Here is a 19,328-nt window from a genome sequence, read left to right on the forward strand (position 1 = left end):
CATGAGTGTCGCCACCAAGACCGACAAGATCCAGCGCCTCGCGGAACTGGCCGCGACCAAGGAGACCAGCACCGGCGCCAGCCTGTGGCGGGAGGCGTTCCGACGCCTCAAGCGCAGCAAGATGGCGATCATCGGCGCGGTCGTCATCGCCCTGTTCGTCGTCCTCGCGATCATCGGGCCCTACGTCGCCCCGTTCTCCCCGACCGCCCAGACCTGGCGCGGCGAGGTCTTCCCCAACCGCGGCGAGTTCGTCGGCATGCGCGGCGAGAACTGGTTCGGGCTCGACCACCTAGGCCGGGACATGTTCTCCCGCATGCTGGTCGGCGCCCGCCAGACGCTGCTCGTCGGCGTCGTCGCCACGATGATCGGTCTGATCATCGGCTTCGTGATCGGCGGTCTCGCCGGCGCCTTCGCCACCCTCGGCGGTGACACCGGCAAGCGCATCGACTCCGTCATCATGCGTTTCATCGACATCATGCTGGCGATGCCCTCGCTGCTGCTGGCGGTGTCCATCGCCGCGGTCATGGGGCAGTCGCTGACCACGGTGATGATCGCCGTGGGTGTCGTCCAGATCCCGGTGTTCGCCCGGCTGCTGCGCGGCTCCATGCTGGCCCAGGGCAGCTCGGAGTACGTGCTCGCCGCCAGGTCCCTCGGTGTGCGCAAGCGGCGCATCGTCCTCTCGCAGATCATCCCCAACTCGCTCAGCCCGGTGATCGTGCAGGCCACGCTCTCCCTGGCCACCGCGATCATCGAGGCGGCCGCCCTGTCCTACCTGGGCCTCGGCAACCCCGACCCGGCCATCCCCGAGTGGGGCGTCATGCTCACCCAGGCGCAGCGGTTCTTCGACAACGCGCCGATGATGGCGGTCTACCCCGCCGTCGGCATCATCATCACCGCCCTCGGCTTCACCCTCCTCGGCGAGGCCATGCGGGAAGCCCTCGACCCGAAGCTGAGGGGCTGAACCACCATGTCTCTGCTCAATGTCGACGAACTGACCATCACCTTCGGCGGCCGCGGCCGCAAGGAGTCCCGGGCGGTCGACGGCGTCTCCTTCGAGGTCGACCAGGGCCAGGTCGTGGGCCTGGTCGGCGAGTCCGGCTGCGGGAAGTCCGTCACCTCCCTGGCCCTGATGGGTCTGCTGCCCCACAAGGGCGTCACCATCGGCGGCCGTGCCGAGTTCGACGGCGCGGACCTGTTCACGATGAGCCCGTCCGCCCGCCGCGACCTGCGCGGCAGCGAGATGGCGATGATCTTCCAGGACCCGCTGTCCTCGCTCAACCCGGTCGTGCCGATCGGCGTGCAGGTCACCGAGATCCTGGAGCGCCACCGCGGGATGAAGGGCGAGGCCGCCCGCAAGGAGGCCGCCCATCTGCTGGACCGGGTCGGCATCCCCGACCCGACCCGGCGGCTCAAGGAGTACCCGCACCAGCTCTCCGGCGGTATGCGCCAGCGCGCGCTGATCGCCATGGCGGTCGCCTGCGCCCCCCGCATGCTCATCGCCGACGAGCCCACCACGGCCCTCGACGTGACGATCCAGGCGCAGATCCTGGAACTGCTCAAGGAACTCGTGGACCAGGAGGGCACCGCCCTGCTGATGATCACCCACGACCTCGGCGTGGTCGCCGGCCTCTGCGACCAGGTCAACGTGCTCTACGCGGGCAAGACCGTGGAGTCCGCCGGGCGCCGTGAGCTGTTCGGCCACCCGACCCACCCCTACGCGCACGGACTGCTGGGTTCCATCCCGCGTCTGGACGCTCCCCGGGGCGAACCCCTCAAGCCCATCCGCGGCTCCATCAACGACCGCATCGCCTGGGCCGACGGCTGCGCCTTCGCACCCCGCTGCGACCGGTACGAGATGGGCTGCCTGACCGGCACCCCGCAGCTCACCGAGCCGCGTGCGGCCGGCCACCAGGTGCGGTGCGTCAACCCCGTACTCGACGACGCGAAGGCCGAGGAGGTCACCGCATGAGCCTGCTCGAACTGGACGGCGTCAAGGTCCACTTCCCCATCAAGAAGGGCATCTTCGTCGACCGCACGGTCGGCCACGTCTACGCCGTGGACGGGGTGTCCCTGAAGGTCGAGGCCGGCGAGACCTACGGTCTGGTCGGCGAGTCCGGCTGCGGCAAGACCACCCTCGGGCGGTCCGTGCTGCGGCTGGTGGACATCACCGAGGGCTCCGTCGTCCTCGACGGCACCGACCTGGCGAAGCTGCCCGGCGAGGAGATGCGCCGCTTCCGGCGCCGGCTCCAGATGGTCTTCCAGGACCCGCTGGGCTCGCTCAACCCCCGGCAGAACATCGAGTCGATCCTGTCCGAGGGCATGGTCGCCCACGGCATCGGCAAGGACCAGGAGGAGCGCCGGGAGAAGATCAAGTCGATCCTGGACAAGGTCGGCCTGCCCTCCAACGCGCTCTCGCGCTACCCGCACGAGTTCTCCGGCGGCCAGCGCCAGCGCATCGGCATCGCCCGCGCCCTCGTCCTCGAACCCGACGTGATCATCTGCGACGAGCCGGTCTCCGCGCTCGACGTGTCGGTCCAGGCCCAGGTCATCAACCTGCTGGACGAGCTCCAGGAGGAACTCGGCCTGACCTACGTGGTGATCGCCCACGACCTCGCGGTGGTCCGGCACATCTCCGACACGATCGGCGTGATGTACCTGGGCTCGCTGGTCGAGGAGGCACCGAGCGACGCGCTGTACGCCGAGCCGAAGCACCCGTACACCAAGGCCCTGATGTCGGCGGTGCCGGTGCCGGACCCGGAGGTGGAGGACAGGCGCGAGCGCATCCTGCTCACCGGCGACCTGCCCTCCCCGGCGAACCCGCCCAGCGGCTGCCGCTTCCACACGCGCTGCCCGTGGGCGCAGGCCGAGCGCTGCTCGACCGAACGCCCCGAACTGCGCGACATCGGCGGCGGCCACCGGGTGGCCTGCCACTTCGCCGACGAGATCGCGGCCGGGACGCTGAAGCGGACCACGGGCGAGGTCGTGTCGGCGACCCGCGAGGGTGTGGACGACAACCCGACGCCCGAGACCCCCGGCACCCCGGCGGTACCGGAACAGCCCGGCCCGCCGAAGCAGGAGACCGTACCGGAGCAGGGGGACACGCCTGAGCCGACGGAGAAGGCGGAGAGCGCCGACAAGGCTGCCGAGGCCGACGAGGTCGAGAAGGCTGACGAGGTCGAGAGCGCCGACGACGTCGAGAAGGCCGAGACCACCGAGGCCGCCGAGAGCACGGAGAAGGCCGACGAGGTCGAGAGCGCCGAGAAGGTCGCGACCGTCGATGAGGCTGGTAAGGCCGTGAGCGCGGAGGAGGCCGACGAGGCCGACGAGGTCGCGAGCGCCGCCGACGCCGAGTCCGCCGAGAAGGTCGCGACTGCCGCCAAGGCTGAGAAGGCCGAGAGCGCCGACAAGGCCGAAAACGCTGAGAAGGCTGAGGCCGCCGAGACCGTCGGGGCCGCCGAGACCGAGGCGAAGGCGGAGAGCGCGGAAGAGGCAGGCAAGGCCGGGGCCGCCGGCAAGGCCAAGGCTGCTGGCAAGGCCAAGGCTGCCGGGAAAGCCGGCGCCGCCGAGAAGGCCGTATAGCCGGCCGACGGCTGCAGCCGTCGGCCGTCGGCCGGGCCTTCGCCCGCGTCCGGGGTATCGCCCGACGGGCTCCCGGACGACAAGTTCACACCGCCCCTCGCCTTGCTTTACAAGGCGAGGGGTTCTTGTTGGGTGAGAATGTAAGGGTGCTCCAGCAACTGTTCAGTCCGTCCGTCCTGCACACGCTCGACCTGATCGGCATCTTCGTCTTCGCGATCTCCGGCGCCCTGCTGGCCGTCCGCAAGAACTTCGACGTCTTCGGCATCGCCGTACTCGCCGAGGTCACCGCGCTCGGCGGCGGACTCTTCCGCGACCTGGTCATCGGCGCCGTACCGCCCGCCGCCTTCACGGACCTGGGGTACTTCGTCACCCCGCTGCTCGCCACGGTCCTGGTGTTCTTCCTCCACCCGCACGTGGAACGCATCCAGACCGGCGTCAACGTCTTCGACGCGGCCGGCCTCGGCCTGTTCTGCGTCGTCGGCACCACCAAGGCGTACGACTACGGCCTCGGCCTGACCGCCTCCGCCTGTCTGGGCCTGGCCACCGCGGTCGGCGGCGGTGTGCTGCGCGACGTGCTCGCCAACGAGGTGCCGTCGCTGCTGCGCTGGGACCGCGACCTGTACGCCGTCCCGGCCATCGTCGGCGCCGCCCTGACCGCGCTGTGCATCCGCTACGACGTGCTGAACGCGGGGACCAGCAGCGTCGCCGTGGTCACGGCCTTCGTGCTGCGCATCCTCGCGATGCGCTACCACTGGCGGGCCCCTCGCGCGTGGCACCGCCGTTCGACGGTCCGGGAGGAGTAGTCCCGCGGGCCGCGAGAACAAAGCTACCGCTTAGTATTATCTTCTTGTACTGTTCAGCCATGCCAGAAGCAGCCTCCGCCCAGCCCGTCAGGGCCACCATCGGCGCCAGTGAGTTCGACCGCGACACCGCACTCACCCCGCGCGCGCCCGGCGTCTACGACATCGACCTCTCCGCCGGCTGGACGATCATCAACGCCGTCAACGGCGGCTATCTGCTGGCGGTCCTGGGCCGCGCGCTCGCGGACGCCCTGCCGCACGCCGACCCGTTCACCATCTCCGCGCACTACCTGACCGCCTCCCAGCCGGGCCCGGCGGTCGTCCGCACCGAGACCGTGCGCACCGGACGGACCCTGTCGACCGGTCAGGCCTCCCTCTTCCAGCTCGACGAGCAGGGCAACGAGGTGGAACGCATCCGGGTCCTCGCCTCCTACGGCGATCTGGACTCCCTCCCCGACGACGTCCGTACGACGGCCGAGCCGCCCGCGATACCGCCGATGGAGCAGTGCTTCGGCCCGGAGGACGGCCCCACCCCGGTCGACGGCAGCTCCGCCATCACCGAGCGCCTGATGCTCAAGCTCGACCCCTCGACCCTGGGATGGGCGCTCGGGCAGCCCTCCGGCAAGGGGGAGATGAGAGCCTGGTTCGGTCTGGCCGACGGCCGTGACCCCGACCCGTTCGCGCTGCTCCTCGCGGTGGACGCCCTGCCGCCGACCGCCTTCGAGCTGGGCCTGTCCGGCTGGGTCCCCACGGTGGAGCTGACCGTCCACGTCCGCTGCCGCCCGGCCCCGGGCCCACTGCGCGTCTCGATCACCACCCGCAACCTCGCCGGCGGCTTCCTGGAGGAGGACGCCGAGGTCTGGGACAGCAAGGACCGCCTGGTGGCCCAGTCCCGCCAACTGGCACGGGCCCGCCTTTGAAACCGCCCGGCGAAAAATCAGCCCCTCTGGGGGTAGCCCCACGCCTTTAAGGCAGTGGGGGAGTTCGAGGAGCGGGGGCCCGGGGGCAGCGCCCCCGGGATGGGACGGGTAGGGGCGGCGGGGGCGAAAACCCCTCACCCACCCACCCCACCGTCCAACCAGTGCGCACGCCCGGTCCCGATCAACCGCAACCGCCGCACCGCCATCCGGAACACCCGCTCCCGCGCCTCACCCACCGGTGCCTCCAGGAACAGCGACGCAGTCCCCAGCATCTGATCCACATACAGCTGGGCCAGCATCACCAGATCCTCCTCCCCCCACCCCGCGGACACCGGATCCTCCGCCAGCGCCTCCCCCACCTCCACGGCGAACAGCGCCAGCTGATCCCGTATCGCCGCCCGCACCGCCTGCACCCCGCCGTGCCGCTCCCGGGCGATGAACCGCACGTGCGCCGGATGCGCGTCGACATGCCCCGCGATCAACTCGACGGCCCGCGCGATGCGTTCCTCACCGTCCCCGGTCGTGGACACGATCGTCCGGATCATCGGATGCAGACTGCCCAGCGCCTCCTCGACCAGCGCCACCCCCAGATCCTCGATGGACCGGAAGTGCCGGTAGAAGGCGGTCGGCGCCACCCCCACCGCACGGGTGACCTCACGCAGCCCCAGACTGCTCAGGCTCTGCTCCTCCAGCAGCTCCAGCGCCGCGTCGAGCAGCGCCCGCCGTGTCTTCTGCTTCTGGGCCTGCCGGACGCCGAGGGTGTGACTCATGCCATGTAGTTAACAACTGTTCTCCGTCATGGGAAAGCCATGGCCCGCGCTAGCCTGGGAACTCAGTGAACAACTGTAACCACAACCGTTCACCGAACCTGGGGATCCACTCATGCTGTTCCTCGTCGCCACGCTTCTCCTGCTGGGCGTCGTCCTGGGCGCCGTCGCCCACGCCCCGCTCTCCTTCTCCCTCGTCGCCGGTGCCGTCATCGTCGTATGGCTCGGCGTCTTCGCCCTGCGCGAGCGCCACGGCCGCGGACACCGCGGCTCGGCGCACTGACCCGCACCGATCCGCACCAGGCCGTTCGAACCCCGTCCCTCCGACCGTGGGAGCCGATCACCATGCACCTGACCGCACCGGCCGCCCGACGCACCGGTTTCCGTGACGCCGACGGCATGGCCGTCGCGTCCTTCGTCCTGGGCCTGCTGGGCCTGCTCGTCCTCAACGTCGTCCTCGGACCGACCGCCATCGTGCTGGCGGCCGTGGCGCTGTGGCGGGGCACGACCCGACGCGGCCGCGCCTTCCTGGGGCTCGGACTCGGCGTCGCCGACCTCCTCGTCCTCGCCGCGTTCATCCAGGCGGACAACACGATCTCGTGGAGCTTCTGAGCGGGCGACGCATCCCGGCCAACCGCGACCCGTGGCCGCCGCACGGGGCCCCGTAGAATCGGCCCCACCATGGCTTACCTCGACCACGCCGCGACCACCCCGATGCTTCCCGAGGCGGTCGAGGCACTCACCGCGCACCTGGGCGTCACCGGCAACGCCTCCTCCCTCCACGCGGCCGGCCGCCGCGCCCGGCGCACCGTCGAGGAGGCCCGCGAGACCCTCGCCGAGGCCCTCGGCGCCCGGCCCAGCGAGATCGTGTTCACCTCCGGCGGAACCGAGGCCGACAACCTCGCCGTGAAGGGGCTCTACTGGTCCCGCCGCGCCGAGGACCCGGCCCGCACCCGGGTCCTCGCCAGCCCCGTCGAGCACCACGCCGTCCTCGACGCCGTCCACTGGCTCGGCGAGCACGAGGGCGCCACCGTCGAGTACCTGCCGGTCGACTCCCACGGCCGGGTCCACCCGGACACCCTGCGCGAGGCCATCGCCCGCGACCCCGACGACGTCGCCCTCGCCACCGTCATGTGGGCCAACAACGAGATCGGGACGATCCTGCCGGTCCGCGAACTCGCCGAGACCGCCGCCGAGTTCGGCGTGCCGCTGCACTCCGACGCGGTCCAGGCCTTCGGCCAGGTCCCGGTGGACTTCGCCGCGTCGGGGCTCGCCGCGATGACCGTGTCCGGGCACAAGATCGGCGGCCCGTACGGCATCGGCGCGCTGCTCCTGGGCCGCGAGCACACCCCCGTGCCCGTCCTGCACGGCGGCGGACAGGAACGCCACGTCCGCTCCGGCACCCTCGACGTCCCCGCCGTCGCCTCCTTCGCGACCGCCGGGCGGCTCGCCGCCGAGCAGCGGGAGTGGTTCGCCCGCGAGATCGGCAAGCTGCGCGACGACCTGGTCACCGCGGTCCGCGAGGCCGTCCCGGACGCCCTCCTCGGCGGTGACCCCGCGCCCGGGGGGCGTCTTCCGGCCAATGCGCACTTCACCTTCCCCGGCTGTGAGGGCGACTCGCTGCTGCTTCTGCTGGACGCGCAGGGCATCGAGTGCTCCACCGGGTCCGCCTGTACCGCCGGCGTCGCCCAGCCCAGCCATGTCCTCCTGGCCACCGGGACCGATCCCGACCTGGCGCGTGGAACCCTGCGCTTCTCCCTCGGTCACACCTCCACGGAGGCCGACGTGGAGGCGCTGGCCAAGGCGATCGGACCCGCGGTGGAGCGGGCTCGGGCGGCCGGGCTGACATGAGGGGTGGTTTCGCCCCCTCCGCCCCTTCCCGTCCCGTCCCTGGGGGCTGCGCCCCCAGACCTCCGTTCGCGCAGTTCCCCGCGCCCCTACAGGGACGTGGTGGTGTCCGGTGTGGCCTGGGTCGTGCGGGCCCGCCGCACCAGCTTCATGTAGCGGTCCCAGTCCCAGTGGGGGCCGGGGTCGGTGTGGTCCGTGCCCGGGACCTCGATGTGGCCGATGACGTGGTCGCGGTCGACCGGGATGTCGTAGCGGGCGCATATTCGGGCGGTGAGGCGGGCCGACGCCTCGTACATCTCGTCCGTGAAGTCCTCGGGGCGGTCCACGAAGCCCGCGTGCTCGATGCCGACACTGCGCTCGTTGTAGTCGCGGTTGCCCGCGTGGTAGGCCACGTCCAGCTCGCGGATCATCTGGGTGACGCGGCCGTCCTGGCCCACGATGTAGTGCGAGGCGGCCTTGTGCTCCGGGTTCTGGAACGCCTGCACCGCGCTGTCGAAGCTGCCCTGGGTGACATGGACGATCACCATGTCGATGCCGAAGTCGTCCGGCCGGTCCGCGCGGCGCCAGTTGGCGTCCGAGGCCGCCACCCAGCGGGCGCCCGCGTAGTCCACCACGCCCTGCTCGCGCGGCTTCTCGACGCCCGGAACGCGCCACCACAGCCGCGCCAGCTCGTCCCGCGCCAGCACCGCCGTGCCCGCCGCGGCCGCCACCCCGCCCACGATCAGGGCCCGCCGCCCGATGCGCCGGTCCCCGTCCGCGGATGCTCTTCTTGCCCCCATGTGATCGTGAACGCATACTCGGCGGCCTTGGTTCCCACACCCCCGTACCCTGGAGGGGTTATGACTGACACCTCGCAGCGCTCCCGCCCCCTCCGCGTCCTGGCCGCCATGTCCGGCGGAGTCGACTCCGCCGTCGCCGCCGCCCGTGCGGCCGAAGCGGGCCACGACGTGACCGGCGTCCACCTCGCGCTCTCCGCGAACCCGCAGTCGTTCCGTACCGGCGCGCGGGGCTGCTGCACCATCGAGGACTCGCGCGACGCCCGCCGCGCCGCCGACGTCATCGGCATCCCGTTCTACGTGTGGGACCTCGCCGACCGCTTCCGCGAGGACGTCGTCGAGGACTTCGTCGCCGAGTACGAGGCCGGCCGCACCCCCAACCCGTGCCTGCGCTGCAACGAGAAGATCAAGTTCGCCGCCCTGCTGGACAAGGCGCTGGCGCTCGGCTTCGACGCGGTCTGCACCGGCCACTACGCCCAGGTGATCCTGCGCGAGGACGGCACCCGCGAACTGCACCGCGCCTCCGACATGGCCAAGGACCAGAGCTACGTCCTCGGCGTGCTCGACGACCGCCAGCTCGCCCACGCGATGTTCCCCCTCGGTGACACGGTCACCACCAAGGAGGAGATCCGCGCGGAGGCCGAGCGCAGGGGGCTGGCCGTCGCCAAGAAGCCCGACTCGCACGACATCTGCTTCATCGCCGACGGCGACACCCAGGGCTTCCTCGCGAACCGCCTCGGCAAGGCCGAGGGCGACATCGTCGACGAGTCCGGCACCAAGGTCGGCAGCCACGAGGGCGCGTACGGCTTCACCATCGGCCAGCGCAAGGGCCTGCGGATCGGCACCCCCGCCCCCGACGGCAAGCCCCGCTACGTCCTCGACATCTCCCCGGTGACCAACACGGTCACCGTCGGCCCCGCGGCGGCCCTCGACGTCACCGCCCTCACCGCGATCAAGCCCCGCTGGTGCGGCGCCGCCCCGTCCGGCCCCGGCACCTACACGGCCCAGTTGCGCGCCCACGGCGGCGAGACCGAGGTGACGGCGGAACCCGTCGACGGGGAACTCCGGGTGAGCTTCACCGAACCCGTCCGCGGCGTCGCCCCCGGCCAGGCGATCGTCCTGTACGACGGCACCCGCGTGGTCGGCTCGGCGACGATCGCGTCGACGGTGCGGGCGACGGCCGGCGTGGCCTGAAGGCGCTCCTCCGGGCCCGGCGGGGCGCTCACCGCGTGAAGAAGTCCGCCAGGACCGGGGCCAGGACGTCCGGTTCGACCATGTGGGTCTGGCCCTCCAGGGTGCGGTACGTGCCCCGGGGGACGGACCCGGCGATCGCCCGCGCGGCCTCACGCATCCACGCCGGGCTCGCGTCGCCCGCGATCGACAGCACCGGGACGCGGATCGACGACAGCAGCTCGCGCGGCACGCTCCCGTCGCCCATCACGGCGTCGTCGTACGCGAGGCTCGGCGCGATCGACTCCATCCCGGCCCACATCGGTGACTGCCGCGCGCCCCGGATGACGTCCTCGCCGAGGCCGGTCAGCCGCAGGAACAGCTCCACCGCGTCCCCGCGCCGCCCCTCGGCGAGCGCCGCCGTTAGCCGCTCGGTGTACCGCGCGCGTTCCTCCAGGGCGTCGGACGACATCGCGTACGGCGTCTCGTACACGGCGACGTGGTGCACCGGCAGTCCGCCCGCCGCCGCCCTGAGCGCCAGCGCGCCACCCGAGGAGACGCCGTACAGCGCGGCCTCGCCGCCCACCGCCTCGATCAGCGCCGCCAGGTCCTCGACCTCGCGTTCCACCGCGTACGGAGCCATGTCACCGCTTCCGCCCCGGCCCCGGCGGTCGTACACGACCGCCCGGAACCCCTCCGAGAGGCGAGCCGCCAGCGGGGCCACCGTGCCGCCCGTCGACATCGCACCGCTGACGAGAACGATCGTGGCACCCCGCCCGGCGCTCTCGTACGCCAGGGAGGTGCCGTCACGCGAAGAGATGTTCTTGTCCATGTCACACCAGACTGCCGCACGGCGCGGCGATCATCGGTGAGGCGGGCGGCGCGTCCGCCGATGACAACCCGTTCACGTGATCAGTCGACTTCCACCTCGTAGAAGCAGAGATGGTCCTTGATCTGCGCGACGTCCGGTTTCGGCTCCGGGTACGCCCAGACCAGATCCGCCGCGTCCGGCAGCGACCAGTAGGACGCGGTGCCCTTGAAGGGGCAGTGCGTCTGCGTCTCGGAGGGGGTCAGCAGGTCGAGCCGTACGTCCGCCGGCGGGATGTAGTACCGGTCCGGACAGCCCGTCTCCTTCAGCAGCAGTGCCCCGTCGCTCTCCGCCAGCACCTGCCCGCCGTGCACCACGCGCACGTGCCGGTCACTGGCCTCGATGGTGATGCGGTGGCCTGTGGTCACGATCGTCCCTCCTCGGGTAGCCGACTCCGCGAGTACAGCGCACGCTGAAGCGGACTTCTTCCCGAGGAGGAACCGCAGGAGGACCCATGGGAGCCAAGGACACCGGCCGGAACCGCGGCACCCTCGCCCACCGGGCCGGCTACGCCCTGCGCCATCCGGGGCGCGTCCCCGCCCACGCGCGGCGTGCGCTGCGCGACACCTGGCTGCGGCTGCTCCACCGCGACCACATCGCCTACTACCGCGCGGTGATGGCCTCCGACGCGGCCCGCGGCGCCGAGGCGGCGGTCGGCCACAACCCCTCGCGCGAGCAGTGGGCGCGCATCGGCCGGATGCAGTTCGACTACCTGCTGCGGCACGGGCTGCGGCCCGACCACCGGATGCTGGAGATCGGCTGCGGCAACCTCCGCGCGGGACGCCTCTTCATCGACCACCTGGAACCCGGCCACTACTACGGCATCGACATCTCGCCGCACATCCTGCTCGCCGCCCAGGACACCCTCGTACGCGACGGACTCCAGGCCAAGCTGCCGTACCTGTCACTCGCGAACGACCTCACCTTCGCCTTCCTGCCCGACGGGCACTTCGACGTCGTCCACGCGCACAGCGTCTTCTCGCACTCGCCCCGGCACGTCATCGAGGAGTGCTTCGCGCACGTCGGGAGGGTGCTCGCGCCCGGCGGGTTCTTCGACTTCACCTTCGACCGCACGGAGGGCGAGGAGCACCAGGTGCTGCACGAGGACTTCTACTACCGGACGGAGACGCTGGTGGAACTGGCCGCCGGGTACGGCCTCACCGCGCGGTTCATGGACGACTGGGAGGAGCTGCCGCACCGGCAGTCGAAGATGCGGCTGACCGCGATGTCCGACCGGGCCCGTACTGTGGGTCCGTGAACATCTGTGTCTTTCTCTCCGCCGCCGACCTCGACGAACGCTACACACGCCCCGCGCGGGAGTTCGCGCGGCTGCTCGGCAAGGGCGGGCACACGCTGGTGTGGGGCGGTTCGGACGTCGGCCTGATGAAGGTCGTCGCCGACGGGGTGGAGGAGGCGGGGGGCCGGCTCCTCGGCGTCTCCGTGGAGTTCCTCGCGGCGAAGGCGCGCGACGGCGTCGACGAGATGGTGATCGCGCGTGACCTCGCCGAGCGCAAGAGGCTGCTGCTGGAGAAGGCCGACGCGGTGGTCATCATGGTCGGCGGCACCGGCACCCTCGACGAGGCGACCGAGATCCTGGAGCTGAAGAAGCACGGCCACACCGAGAAGCCGGTGGTCCTGCTCAACACCGCGGGCTTCTACGACGGCCTCAAGGAGCAGTTCCGCCGCATGGAGGACGAGGGCTTCCTGCCCCGCCCGCTCACCGACCTGGTGTTCTTCGCCGAGGAGCCGGTGGGAGCGCTGGCATACCTGGAGGAGAACCTGGGCGTGGAGTGACCGCCCGATGATGCGAGCATGGCGGGCATGGCTACACATGTGATCACCGGAGCGGGCTCCGGCATCGGCGCGGCCGTCGCCCGCCGCCTGCACGCGCGCGGCGACGAACTCGTCCTGCACGCGCGCGACGCGGGCCGGGCGAAGGAACTGGCGGCCGGGTTCCCCGGCGCCCGCACCCTCGTCGGCGACCTGGCGGACCCGGACAAGCTCTCCTGGGCCTTCTCCCACCAGTCGCTCCCGGACCGGGTGGACTCCCTCCTGCACATCGCCGGCGTGGTCGACCTCGGCCCGGTCGGCGAGCTGACCCCGAAGACCTGGCGGCACCAGCTCAACGTCAACCTGATCGCCCCCGCCGAGCTGACCCGGCACTTCCTGCCCCAGCTCCGCGCGAGCCGGGGCCACGTGATCTTCGTCAACTCCGGCGCCGGTCTGAGCGCCCACGCCGACTGGTCCGCCTACGCCGCCTCCAAGCACGGCCTCAAGGCCCTCGCCGACTCCCTGCGCGAGGAGGAGCACGCGGGCGGCGTCCGCGTCACCTCGGTCTACCCCGGCCGCACCGCCAGCCCCATGCAGGCCAAGGTCCACCAGCAGGAGGGCAAGGAGTACGACCCCGCGCGGTGGATCGACCCCGAGTCGGTCGCCACGACCATCGTGACGGCCCTGGACCTCCCGGCCGACGCGGAGATCAACGACCTGACGGTGAGACCGGGACGGTGAGAGTCAGCCCGTCCGGCACCATCCGGCCCCTCTGGGGGTCCCCACGCCTTTGAGGCAGTGGGGGAGTTTGGGGAGCGGGGGTCCGGGAGCAGCGCCTTGGGACGGGACGGGTAGGGGCGGCGGGGGCGAAACCTCCGGCCGCCCACTGCGTACGCTCTACGCGTGAGCGAAAACAGCCAGTTCAGGTTCGCCCCCGCGACAGGGGTCGGCTCCATGCCGGGCGGGGACGCCCGAGAGGCCGCCAAAACAGTCACCGGCAGCTTCGAGACCTTCCCCCACCTCCCCGAACTCCCCGCCCGCGGCCCCGGCGCGGACATGATCGGCCGCACCGCAGGCATGCTCGTGGAGCTCTACGCCCGCGTCGAACCCAGCGGTTGGCGCCTGGGCGACCACCCGGGCCGCGACACCAGGCGCGCCCGCTCCTGGCTCGGCGAGGACCTCGACGCGCTGGAGGAGTTCACCCAGGAGTACCAGGGGCCCCTGAAGGTCCAGGCGGTCGGCCCGTGGACGCTCGCCGCCGCCCTGGAGCTGCGCAACGGCGAGGCCGCCCTCTCCGACCCCGGCGCCTGCCGCGACCTCGCCGCCTCCCTCGCAGAGGGACTGCGCCTCCACCTCGCCGAGGTGCGGCGGCGCGTACCCGGCGCGCAGCTCGTCCTGCAGCTCGACGAACCCTCCCTCACCGCCGTACTGCGCGGACAGGTGAGGACCGCCAGCGGCTACCGCACCCACCGCGCGGTGGACCGGCAGATCGTCGAGGCCACGCTGCGGGACGTCGTCGGGGTTCACGACGGCGGGCCCGTCGTGGTCCACTCGTGCGCACCGGACGTCCCGTTCGCCCTGCTGCGCCGGGCGGGCGCGGCGGGGGTCTCCTTCGACTTCTCCCTCCTCACCGAGCGTGACGACGAGGTGATCGGGGAAGCGGTGGAGAGCGGGACCCGGCTGTTCGCCGGTGTCGTCCCGGGCACGGACGGACCGTTGTCGGACCCTGGCGGTAGCGTCATGGGTGTCAGGACGCTCTGGCGCAGGCTGGGGCTGCGGCCGGGACTCCTCCCGGAGGCGGTCACGCTCACTCCGGCGTGCGGACTCGCGGGGGCTTCCCCGGAGTACGCGCGCAGGGCCCTCGCCCATTGCGTCCGGGCGGCGAGATCCCTCGCGGACAACCCAGAGTAACGGGAGGACACACGGTGGCCGGCGACAAGCAAGCGGAGACGACGAGCGTGCCCGCCGAGGCACGGGAGAAGCACGCCAGGCTCGCTGAGCAGATCGAGGAGCACCGCTTCCGGTACTACGTGAACGACGCCCCCGTCATCAGCGACGCCGACTTCGACCGGCTGCTGCGCGAGTTGGAGGCGCTGGAGGAGGAGCATCCGGAGCTGCGCACCCCGGACTCGCCGACCCAGAAGGTCGCGGGGGCGTACGAGACGGAGTTCACCTCCGTGCAGCACGTCTCGCGCATGCTCTCCCTCGACAACACGTTCAACGACGACGACCTCGCCGCGTGGGCCGAGCGCATCCACAAGGAGCTGGGCGAGCAGAAGTTCCACTTCCTGTGCGAGCTGAAGGTCGACGGCCTCGCCGTCAACCTCACCTACGAGCGGGGGCGGCTGGTCCGCGCGGCGACCCGCGGCGACGGCCGCACCGGCGAGGACATCACGCCCAACGTCCGCACCATCGCCGAGATCCCGGACCGGCTGAAGGGCGACAAGGTGCCCGACCTGGTGGAGATCCGCGGGGAGGTCTACTTCCCGATGGAGAAGTTCCAGGGGCTCAACGCCCGCCTGGTCGCGGCCGGCGACAAGCCCTTCGCCAACCCGCGCAACGCGGCGGCCGGTTCGCTGCGCCAGAAGGACCCCCGGGTCACCGCCTCCCGCCCGCTGCACATGGTGGTGCACGGCATCGGCGTCCTGGAGGGCTACAAGGGCATGACCCGCCTCTCCCAGGGCTACGACCTGCTGAAGGCCTGGGGCCTGCCCACCTCCGAGCACAACAAGGTGGTCGACGACCTCGCCGGCGTACGGGAGTTCATCGCGTACTACGGCGAGAACCGGCACTCCGTGGCGCACGAGATCGACGGGGTCGTCGTCAAGCTCGACGAGATCTCCCTGCAGGGCCGCCTCGGCACCACCTCGCGCGCGCCGCGCTGGGCCATCGCGTACAAGTACGCGCCCGAGGAGGTCAACACCAAACTGGTCAACATCCGCGTGGGGGTGGGCCGCACGGGCAGGGTCACGCCGTACGCCCAGGTCGAACCGGTCACGGTGGCCGGATCCGAGGTCGAGTTCGCCACCCTGCACAACCAGGACGTGGTCAAGGCCAAGGGCGTCCTCATCGGTGACACGGTGGTGCTGCGCAAGGCCGGTGACGTGATCCCGGAGATCCTCGGTCCGGTCGCCGACCTGCGGGACGGCAGCGAGCGCGAGTTCGTGATGCCGGCCGAGTGCCCCGAGTGCGGTACGCCGCTGAAGGCGATGAAGGAGGGCGATGTCGACCTGCGCTGCCCCAACGCCCGTACGTGTCCGGCACAGTTGCGGGAGCGGCTGTTCTACCTGGCCGGCCGCAAGGCGCTGGACATCGAGCACTTCGGCTATGTCGCCGCGGCGGCGCTGACCAGGCCGCTGGAGCCCGCAGAGCCGCCGCTGCGGGACGAGGGCGACCTGTTCGACCTCACCATCGAGCAGCTGCTGCCCATCAAGGCGTACGTCCTCGACCAGGACAGCGGGCTGCCCAAGCGGGACCCGAAGAGCGGCGAGGAGAAGATCGCCACCGTCTTCGCCAACCAGGAGGGCGAGCCGAGGAAGAACGCGGTCGCGATGCTGGCGAACATCGCGGCGGCCAAGGAGCGTCCGCTGGCGCGCGTGCTGACCAGTCTGTCGATCCGTCATGTCGGTCCGGTCGCGGCGGAGGCGCTGGCCCGTGAGTTCCGCTCCGTCGACCGCATCGAGCAGGCCACCGAGGAGGAGCTGGCGGGCACCGAAGGGGTCGGCCCGACCATCGCCGCCTCGCTCAAGCAGTGGTTCGCCGAGGACTGGCACCGGGAGATCATCCGTAAGTGGAAAGCGGCCGGTGTCCGTATGGAGGACGAGGGGTCGGGGGAGGACGAGGGGCCGCGTCCGCTGGAAGGGCTCACTGTCGTGGTGACCGGAACCCTGGAGAACTTCACCCGGGACGGCGCGAAGGAGGCGCTGCAGAGCCAGGGGGCGAAGGTGACCGGATCCGTCTCCAAGAAGACGTCGTTCGTCGTTGTGGGTGACAATCCCGGGACGAAGTATGACAAGGCGATGCAGCTCAAGGTGCCGGTTCTGAACGAGGACGGCTTCACCGTCCTCCTCGGACAAGGCCCGAAGGCCGCGGCGGACATCGCTCTTTCGGCCGAGGAGTAGCGGTTGAAGGTCGGCCGATCGGCGCATATCAGATGCATACGGGTGGCTGGGGCGCATTCGGGCAACCGTCGGCGACCGGTGCCCGTACAGGCCTTCTGCGGCCTACTGTTGAGATGTGCGCCTGCCGTGCCCAGCTGCGGTCGGAGCAACCCCGTACTCGTGAGGGGTCCGGGGTAAGGGCTTTCCACCGCGGAGCCGCTGAGGGTCGTCGGGCATCGGGCCGCGTGGCGTGGGCACCGCCGGCTGGGAGAGGGACGGGAATGGAACCGACCGAGAGCGCCGCCCCGGGCTCACGGCTGCGCCTGCGCCGCATGGCGGTCGCATGGCTGCGCGGCCGTGAGGACGGGCGGCCCGCGGGGCGGCCGGGCGCAAAGGGGCGCACCGGGGCGCGTACCGCGGACGCGCGCGGTGCGGAGACGCGCGGTGCGGACACGCGCGGTGTCGGGCAGCCGGTCGCCGGGCACGGTCCCGGGCTGGCCGAGCTGTCCGAGGCGGACGAGGAACGGCACCCGTCCTGGCCCGCGTTGCCCACGGCGGTCGTCGCCGCGGCCGGCTTCGTACTGGGCGCGGGCTTCCTGCGGGCGTTCACCGGAGGGCACGCGCTCTTCCCGTCCGGCACCGTCGGCTGGTCGCTGGCGGTGCTGACCGGAATCATCGTCGGCCATCTGGTGATGCTGGGCCGTTCCCGGTGGTGGGGCGGTACGGGTTCCGGCGCCGCCCTCACTCTCGCGGTGCTGCTGTCGTACGGCTGGGTCTCGGCCGGAATGGTCAGCCTCACCGTCGTCGTGCTGGTCGGCATAGCCCGGCGGGGCCGCTGGCGGCAGGGCGTGCTGCACGGTGCGGTGGACCTGCTCGGCATCGGCGCCGGTGCGCTGGTGCTGGCCGCGTTCGGCTGCGTGCCGTCCGTCGAGTCGCCGTCGACCCCGGACACCTGGACGCTGTACACCGCCCCGGGGGTGGTGCTGGTCGCCGCGGTCTATCTCACGGTCACCCGCGGTCTGCTGTGGTACCTGCACACCCCCCGCGCGGGGCTGCCCACCGTGGCCCGTACCGCGCTGGTCCGGCAGGGCCTTGTCGCTGTCGCCCTGCTCGGTATAGCGCCGCTGGTGTGTGTGGTCGCCGATGCCAAACCGGTGCTGCTGCCCCTGTTCTCCATTCCGCTGATCGCCCTCGACTCCACGCTGTGGATAGCCCGCGCGCGGGCCGAGGAGCAGCTCCGCGACCCGTTGACCGGACTGCCGAACCGGCAGTGGCTGCTGGAACGCATCTGGACCGCGCTGGACGACGCGGAGCGGATCGATGCGCGCGCCGCTCTGATGCTGATCGACCTGGACCGGTTCCGGTCGGTCAACGACACGCTCGGGCATCTCGCCGGTGACCGGCTGCTGCTGCAGATAGCCGACCGGCTCAGACTCGCCCTGCCGCGCGGGGCGGAGGCCGCGCGGCTCGGCGGTGACGAGTTCGCCGTCTTACTCCCCGTCGCCGACTCCACGACGGCCGCCACCCGCGTCGCCCGCTCCCTCGTCGCCGCCCTCAGCTCCCCGCTCGACCTCGACGGGCTCACCCTCGTCCTGGAGGCGAGCGCGGGGGTCGCCGTCTTTCCCGACCACGCCGACGACGCGGAGGGGCTGTTGCGGCGGGCGGACGTGGCGATGTATCAGGCCAAGCGGGACCGTACGGGGGTCGAGGCGTACGAGTCCAAGCGGGACTCCAACACCCCTGACCGGCTGGGGCTGCTGGGGGATCTGCGGCGGGCGCTGGACGCCCGGGAGGTCGAGCTCCACTACCAGCCGAAGGTGCGCTTCGACGGGCAGGTCGCGGGGCTCGAGGCGCTGGTGCGGTGGGTGCATCCGGAGCGGGGGAAGGTGCCGCCGGACGAGTTCATAGCGATCGCCGAGTCGTCCGGGCTGATGCCGCACCTCACCGAGTACGTGCTGGAGACCGCGCTGGGGCAGGTCGCGCGGTGGCGGGCCCAGGGGTTGTTCGTGCCGGTCGCCGTGAATGTGTCTCCGCGCGATGTGCACTCGCCGGGCTTCGCGGGCTCCGTGGCGGCGCGGCTGGCTCGGCACGGGGTGCCGGCGGGGGCGCTGCAGTTGGAGATCACCGAGCATGTGCTGCTGGAGGATCCGCAGCGTGCGGCCGACACGTTGAACGCGTTGACCGGGCACGGGGTGAAGATGTCGCTGGACGACTTCGGTACGGGGTACTCGTCGTTGGTGCATCTGCGGCGGCTGCCGGTGAGTGAGCTGAAGATCGACCGGTCGTTCGTGGCTCGGCTGGCCGTGGACGCGGAGGACGCGGAGATCGTGCGCTGCACGGTCGACCTGGCGCATTCGCTGGGGCTGCTCGTCGTCGCGGAGGGGGTGGAGGACGACGAGACGTGGGAGCGGTTGCGTGATCTCCGCTGTGACGCGGTGCAGGGCTGGCTGGTCGCCGCGGCGATGCCGCCGGACGAGACCACGGCCTGGCTCCTCGCCCGCGGCTCCCGCGGCTGGCAGCGCCCGGCCGCGGCGCTCCCGGCCGCGACGACCACGGCCGAGGAGTAGCTCGCGCCGGGCGTGGGTCTTGTGCCTGCGGTGCGGCGTTCGGTCCGGTGGGTGGATGCCTGCGGCGCAGCTTTCGGCTCGGTGGGGGCTGGGGTAGCGCCTGCGGTCGGTGGGTGGGTCGGGGCCGGGTCGGGGGTGTCCGTCCTCGGACTGGCGCGATGGG

The 19,328-nt window shown here is 71.6% G+C and carries 18 protein-coding genes and 1 pseudogene; 15 read left to right on the top strand and 4 right to left on the bottom strand.

Going from position 1 to position 19,328, the window contains the following annotated elements:
- Position 1 precedes the first annotated feature (1 nt).
- The 5 genes and pseudogenes from AMK33_RS31260 to AMK33_RS31280 all read left to right on the top strand — a co-directional run bounded on the left by AMK33_RS31260 (position 2) and on the right by AMK33_RS31280 (position 5,299).
- Positions 2-961: an ABC transporter permease gene (locus AMK33_RS31260; RefSeq protein ID WP_073936373.1), complete on the top strand. Its 960-nt coding sequence runs from the start codon at positions 2-4 to the stop codon at positions 959-961.
- Between the two features lie 6 nt (positions 962-967).
- Positions 968-1,969 (top strand): ABC transporter ATP-binding protein, encoded by a 1,002-nt coding sequence (locus AMK33_RS31265; RefSeq protein WP_073936374.1) that lies wholly within the window; start codon positions 968-970, stop codon positions 1,967-1,969.
- Positions 1,966-2,995: pseudogene (locus AMK33_RS45305) on the top strand (ABC transporter ATP-binding protein); the annotation flags it as partial. The gene AMK33_RS31265 and the pseudogene AMK33_RS45305, both read left to right, overlap by 4 nt.
- Positions 2,996-3,725: 730 nt before the next feature.
- Positions 3,726-4,382 carry a trimeric intracellular cation channel family protein gene (locus AMK33_RS31275; protein WP_073936375.1) on the top strand — a complete coding sequence of 219 codons (657 nt, stop codon included), beginning with the start codon at positions 3,726-3,728 and terminating at the stop codon, positions 4,380-4,382.
- A 59-nt stretch (positions 4,383-4,441) separates the two neighbouring features.
- Complete coding sequence (locus AMK33_RS31280; protein WP_073936376.1) at positions 4,442-5,299, top strand: thioesterase family protein; 858 nt, start codon at positions 4,442-4,444, stop codon at positions 5,297-5,299.
- Positions 5,300-5,433: 134 nt separating this feature from the next.
- On the opposite strand, the gene AMK33_RS31285 is transcribed toward AMK33_RS31280, so the two are convergent.
- On the bottom strand, positions 5,434-6,069 hold the full coding sequence (locus AMK33_RS31285; protein WP_073936377.1) for a TetR family transcriptional regulator: 636 nt from the start codon (positions 6,067-6,069) through the stop codon (positions 5,434-5,436).
- 112 nt (positions 6,070-6,181) lie between these two features.
- Between AMK33_RS31285 and AMK33_RS41785 the strand changes: the two genes are divergently transcribed.
- The 3 genes from AMK33_RS41785 (at position 6,182) to AMK33_RS31295 (ending at position 7,917) form a co-directional block, all read left to right on the top strand.
- Positions 6,182-6,349: a hypothetical protein gene (locus tag AMK33_RS41785; RefSeq protein ID WP_107425267.1), complete on the top strand. Its 168-nt coding sequence runs from the start codon at positions 6,182-6,184 to the stop codon at positions 6,347-6,349.
- Positions 6,350-6,411: 62 nt separating this feature from the next.
- Positions 6,412-6,678: a DUF4190 domain-containing protein gene (locus AMK33_RS31290; RefSeq protein ID WP_073936378.1), complete on the top strand. Its 267-nt coding sequence runs from the start codon at positions 6,412-6,414 to the stop codon at positions 6,676-6,678.
- 69 nt (positions 6,679-6,747) lie between these two features.
- Positions 6,748-7,917 (top strand): cysteine desulfurase family protein, encoded by a 1,170-nt coding sequence (locus AMK33_RS31295; RefSeq protein WP_073936379.1) that lies wholly within the window; start codon positions 6,748-6,750, stop codon positions 7,915-7,917.
- 86 nt (positions 7,918-8,003) lie between these two features.
- On the opposite strand, the gene AMK33_RS31300 is transcribed toward AMK33_RS31295, so the two are convergent.
- Positions 8,004-8,693 (bottom strand): N-acetylmuramoyl-L-alanine amidase, encoded by a 690-nt coding sequence (locus AMK33_RS31300; protein WP_073936380.1) that lies wholly within the window; start codon positions 8,691-8,693, stop codon positions 8,004-8,006.
- A 60-nt stretch (positions 8,694-8,753) separates the two neighbouring features.
- Between AMK33_RS31300 and mnmA the strand changes: the two genes are divergently transcribed.
- Positions 8,754-9,884 carry a tRNA 2-thiouridine(34) synthase MnmA gene (gene mnmA / locus AMK33_RS31305; protein ID WP_073936381.1) on the top strand — a complete coding sequence of 377 codons (1,131 nt, stop codon included), beginning with the start codon at positions 8,754-8,756 and terminating at the stop codon, positions 9,882-9,884.
- Between the two features lie 28 nt (positions 9,885-9,912).
- Here mnmA and AMK33_RS31310 read toward each other — a convergent pair whose 3' ends face one another.
- The gene (locus AMK33_RS31310) at positions 9,913-10,692 is read right to left on the bottom strand and encodes an alpha/beta fold hydrolase (protein WP_073936382.1); all 780 of its coding nucleotides are present in this window, start codon (positions 10,690-10,692) and stop codon (positions 9,913-9,915) included.
- An 80-nt stretch (positions 10,693-10,772) separates the two neighbouring features.
- Positions 10,773-11,096 carry a DUF427 domain-containing protein gene (locus tag AMK33_RS31315; protein WP_073936383.1) on the bottom strand — a complete coding sequence of 108 codons (324 nt, stop codon included), beginning with the start codon at positions 11,094-11,096 and terminating at the stop codon, positions 10,773-10,775.
- 86 nt (positions 11,097-11,182) lie between these two features.
- On the opposite strand from AMK33_RS31315, the gene AMK33_RS31320 reads away from it, so the two are divergent.
- The 6 genes from AMK33_RS31320 to AMK33_RS31345 all read left to right on the top strand — a co-directional run bounded on the left by AMK33_RS31320 (position 11,183) and on the right by AMK33_RS31345 (position 19,165).
- Positions 11,183-11,986, top strand: coding sequence for a class I SAM-dependent methyltransferase (locus tag AMK33_RS31320; RefSeq protein ID WP_073936384.1), 804 nt, complete (start codon positions 11,183-11,185; stop codon positions 11,984-11,986).
- Positions 11,983-12,522 carry a TIGR00730 family Rossman fold protein gene (locus AMK33_RS31325; protein ID WP_073936385.1) on the top strand — a complete coding sequence of 180 codons (540 nt, stop codon included), beginning with the start codon at positions 11,983-11,985 and terminating at the stop codon, positions 12,520-12,522. Before AMK33_RS31320 ends, AMK33_RS31325 begins: the two co-directional genes overlap by 4 nt.
- 18 nt (positions 12,523-12,540) lie before the next feature.
- A complete protein-coding gene (locus AMK33_RS31330; protein WP_073936386.1) occupies positions 12,541-13,239 on the top strand; it encodes an SDR family oxidoreductase in 699 nt (232 codons plus the stop codon).
- Between the two features lie 162 nt (positions 13,240-13,401).
- On the top strand, positions 13,402-14,409 hold the full coding sequence (locus AMK33_RS31335) for a methionine synthase (RefSeq protein WP_073936387.1): 1,008 nt from the start codon (positions 13,402-13,404) through the stop codon (positions 14,407-14,409).
- 14 nt (positions 14,410-14,423) lie between these two features.
- Positions 14,424-16,619 (top strand): NAD-dependent DNA ligase LigA, encoded by a 2,196-nt coding sequence (gene ligA / locus AMK33_RS31340; RefSeq protein ID WP_073936388.1) that lies wholly within the window; start codon positions 14,424-14,426, stop codon positions 16,617-16,619.
- Between the two features lie 260 nt (positions 16,620-16,879).
- Positions 16,880-19,165, top strand: a complete 2,286-nt coding sequence (locus AMK33_RS31345) for a putative bifunctional diguanylate cyclase/phosphodiesterase (RefSeq protein ID WP_073936389.1) — start codon at positions 16,880-16,882, stop codon at positions 19,163-19,165.
- Positions 19,166-19,328 lie beyond the last annotated feature (163 nt).

The sequence above is a fragment of the Streptomyces sp. CB02400 genome (genome assembly GCF_001905725.1).
Taxonomy (GTDB): Bacteria; Actinomycetota; Actinomycetes; order Streptomycetales; family Streptomycetaceae; genus Streptomyces; species Streptomyces atrovirens.

Coding starts and splice junctions, on each gene's coding strand:
- AMK33_RS31320 (WP_073936384.1), top strand. CDS start 11,183: ATGGGAGCCAAGGACACCGGCCGGAACCGCGGCACCCTCGCCCACCGG.
- AMK33_RS31290 (WP_073936378.1), top strand. CDS start 6,412: ATGCACCTGACCGCACCGGCCGCCCGACGCACCGGTTTCCGTGACGCC.
- AMK33_RS31310 (WP_073936382.1), bottom strand. CDS start 10,692: ATGGACAAGAACATCTCTTCGCGTGACGGCACCTCCCTGGCGTACGAG.
- AMK33_RS31330 (WP_073936386.1), top strand. CDS start 12,541: ATGGCGGGCATGGCTACACATGTGATCACCGGAGCGGGCTCCGGCATC.
- AMK33_RS41785 (WP_107425267.1), top strand. CDS start 6,182: ATGCTGTTCCTCGTCGCCACGCTTCTCCTGCTGGGCGTCGTCCTGGGC.
- AMK33_RS31285 (WP_073936377.1), bottom strand. CDS start 6,069: ATGAGTCACACCCTCGGCGTCCGGCAGGCCCAGAAGCAGAAGACACGG.
- AMK33_RS31265 (WP_073936374.1), top strand. CDS start 968: ATGTCTCTGCTCAATGTCGACGAACTGACCATCACCTTCGGCGGCCGC.
- AMK33_RS31295 (WP_073936379.1), top strand. CDS start 6,748: ATGGCTTACCTCGACCACGCCGCGACCACCCCGATGCTTCCCGAGGCG.
- AMK33_RS31280 (WP_073936376.1), top strand. CDS start 4,442: ATGCCAGAAGCAGCCTCCGCCCAGCCCGTCAGGGCCACCATCGGCGCC.
- AMK33_RS31345 (WP_073936389.1), top strand. CDS start 16,880: ATGGAACCGACCGAGAGCGCCGCCCCGGGCTCACGGCTGCGCCTGCGC.
- AMK33_RS31300 (WP_073936380.1), bottom strand. CDS start 8,693: ATGGGGGCAAGAAGAGCATCCGCGGACGGGGACCGGCGCATCGGGCGG.
- mnmA (WP_073936381.1), top strand. CDS start 8,754: ATGACTGACACCTCGCAGCGCTCCCGCCCCCTCCGCGTCCTGGCCGCC.
- AMK33_RS31260 (WP_073936373.1), top strand. CDS start 2: ATGAGTGTCGCCACCAAGACCGACAAGATCCAGCGCCTCGCGGAACTG.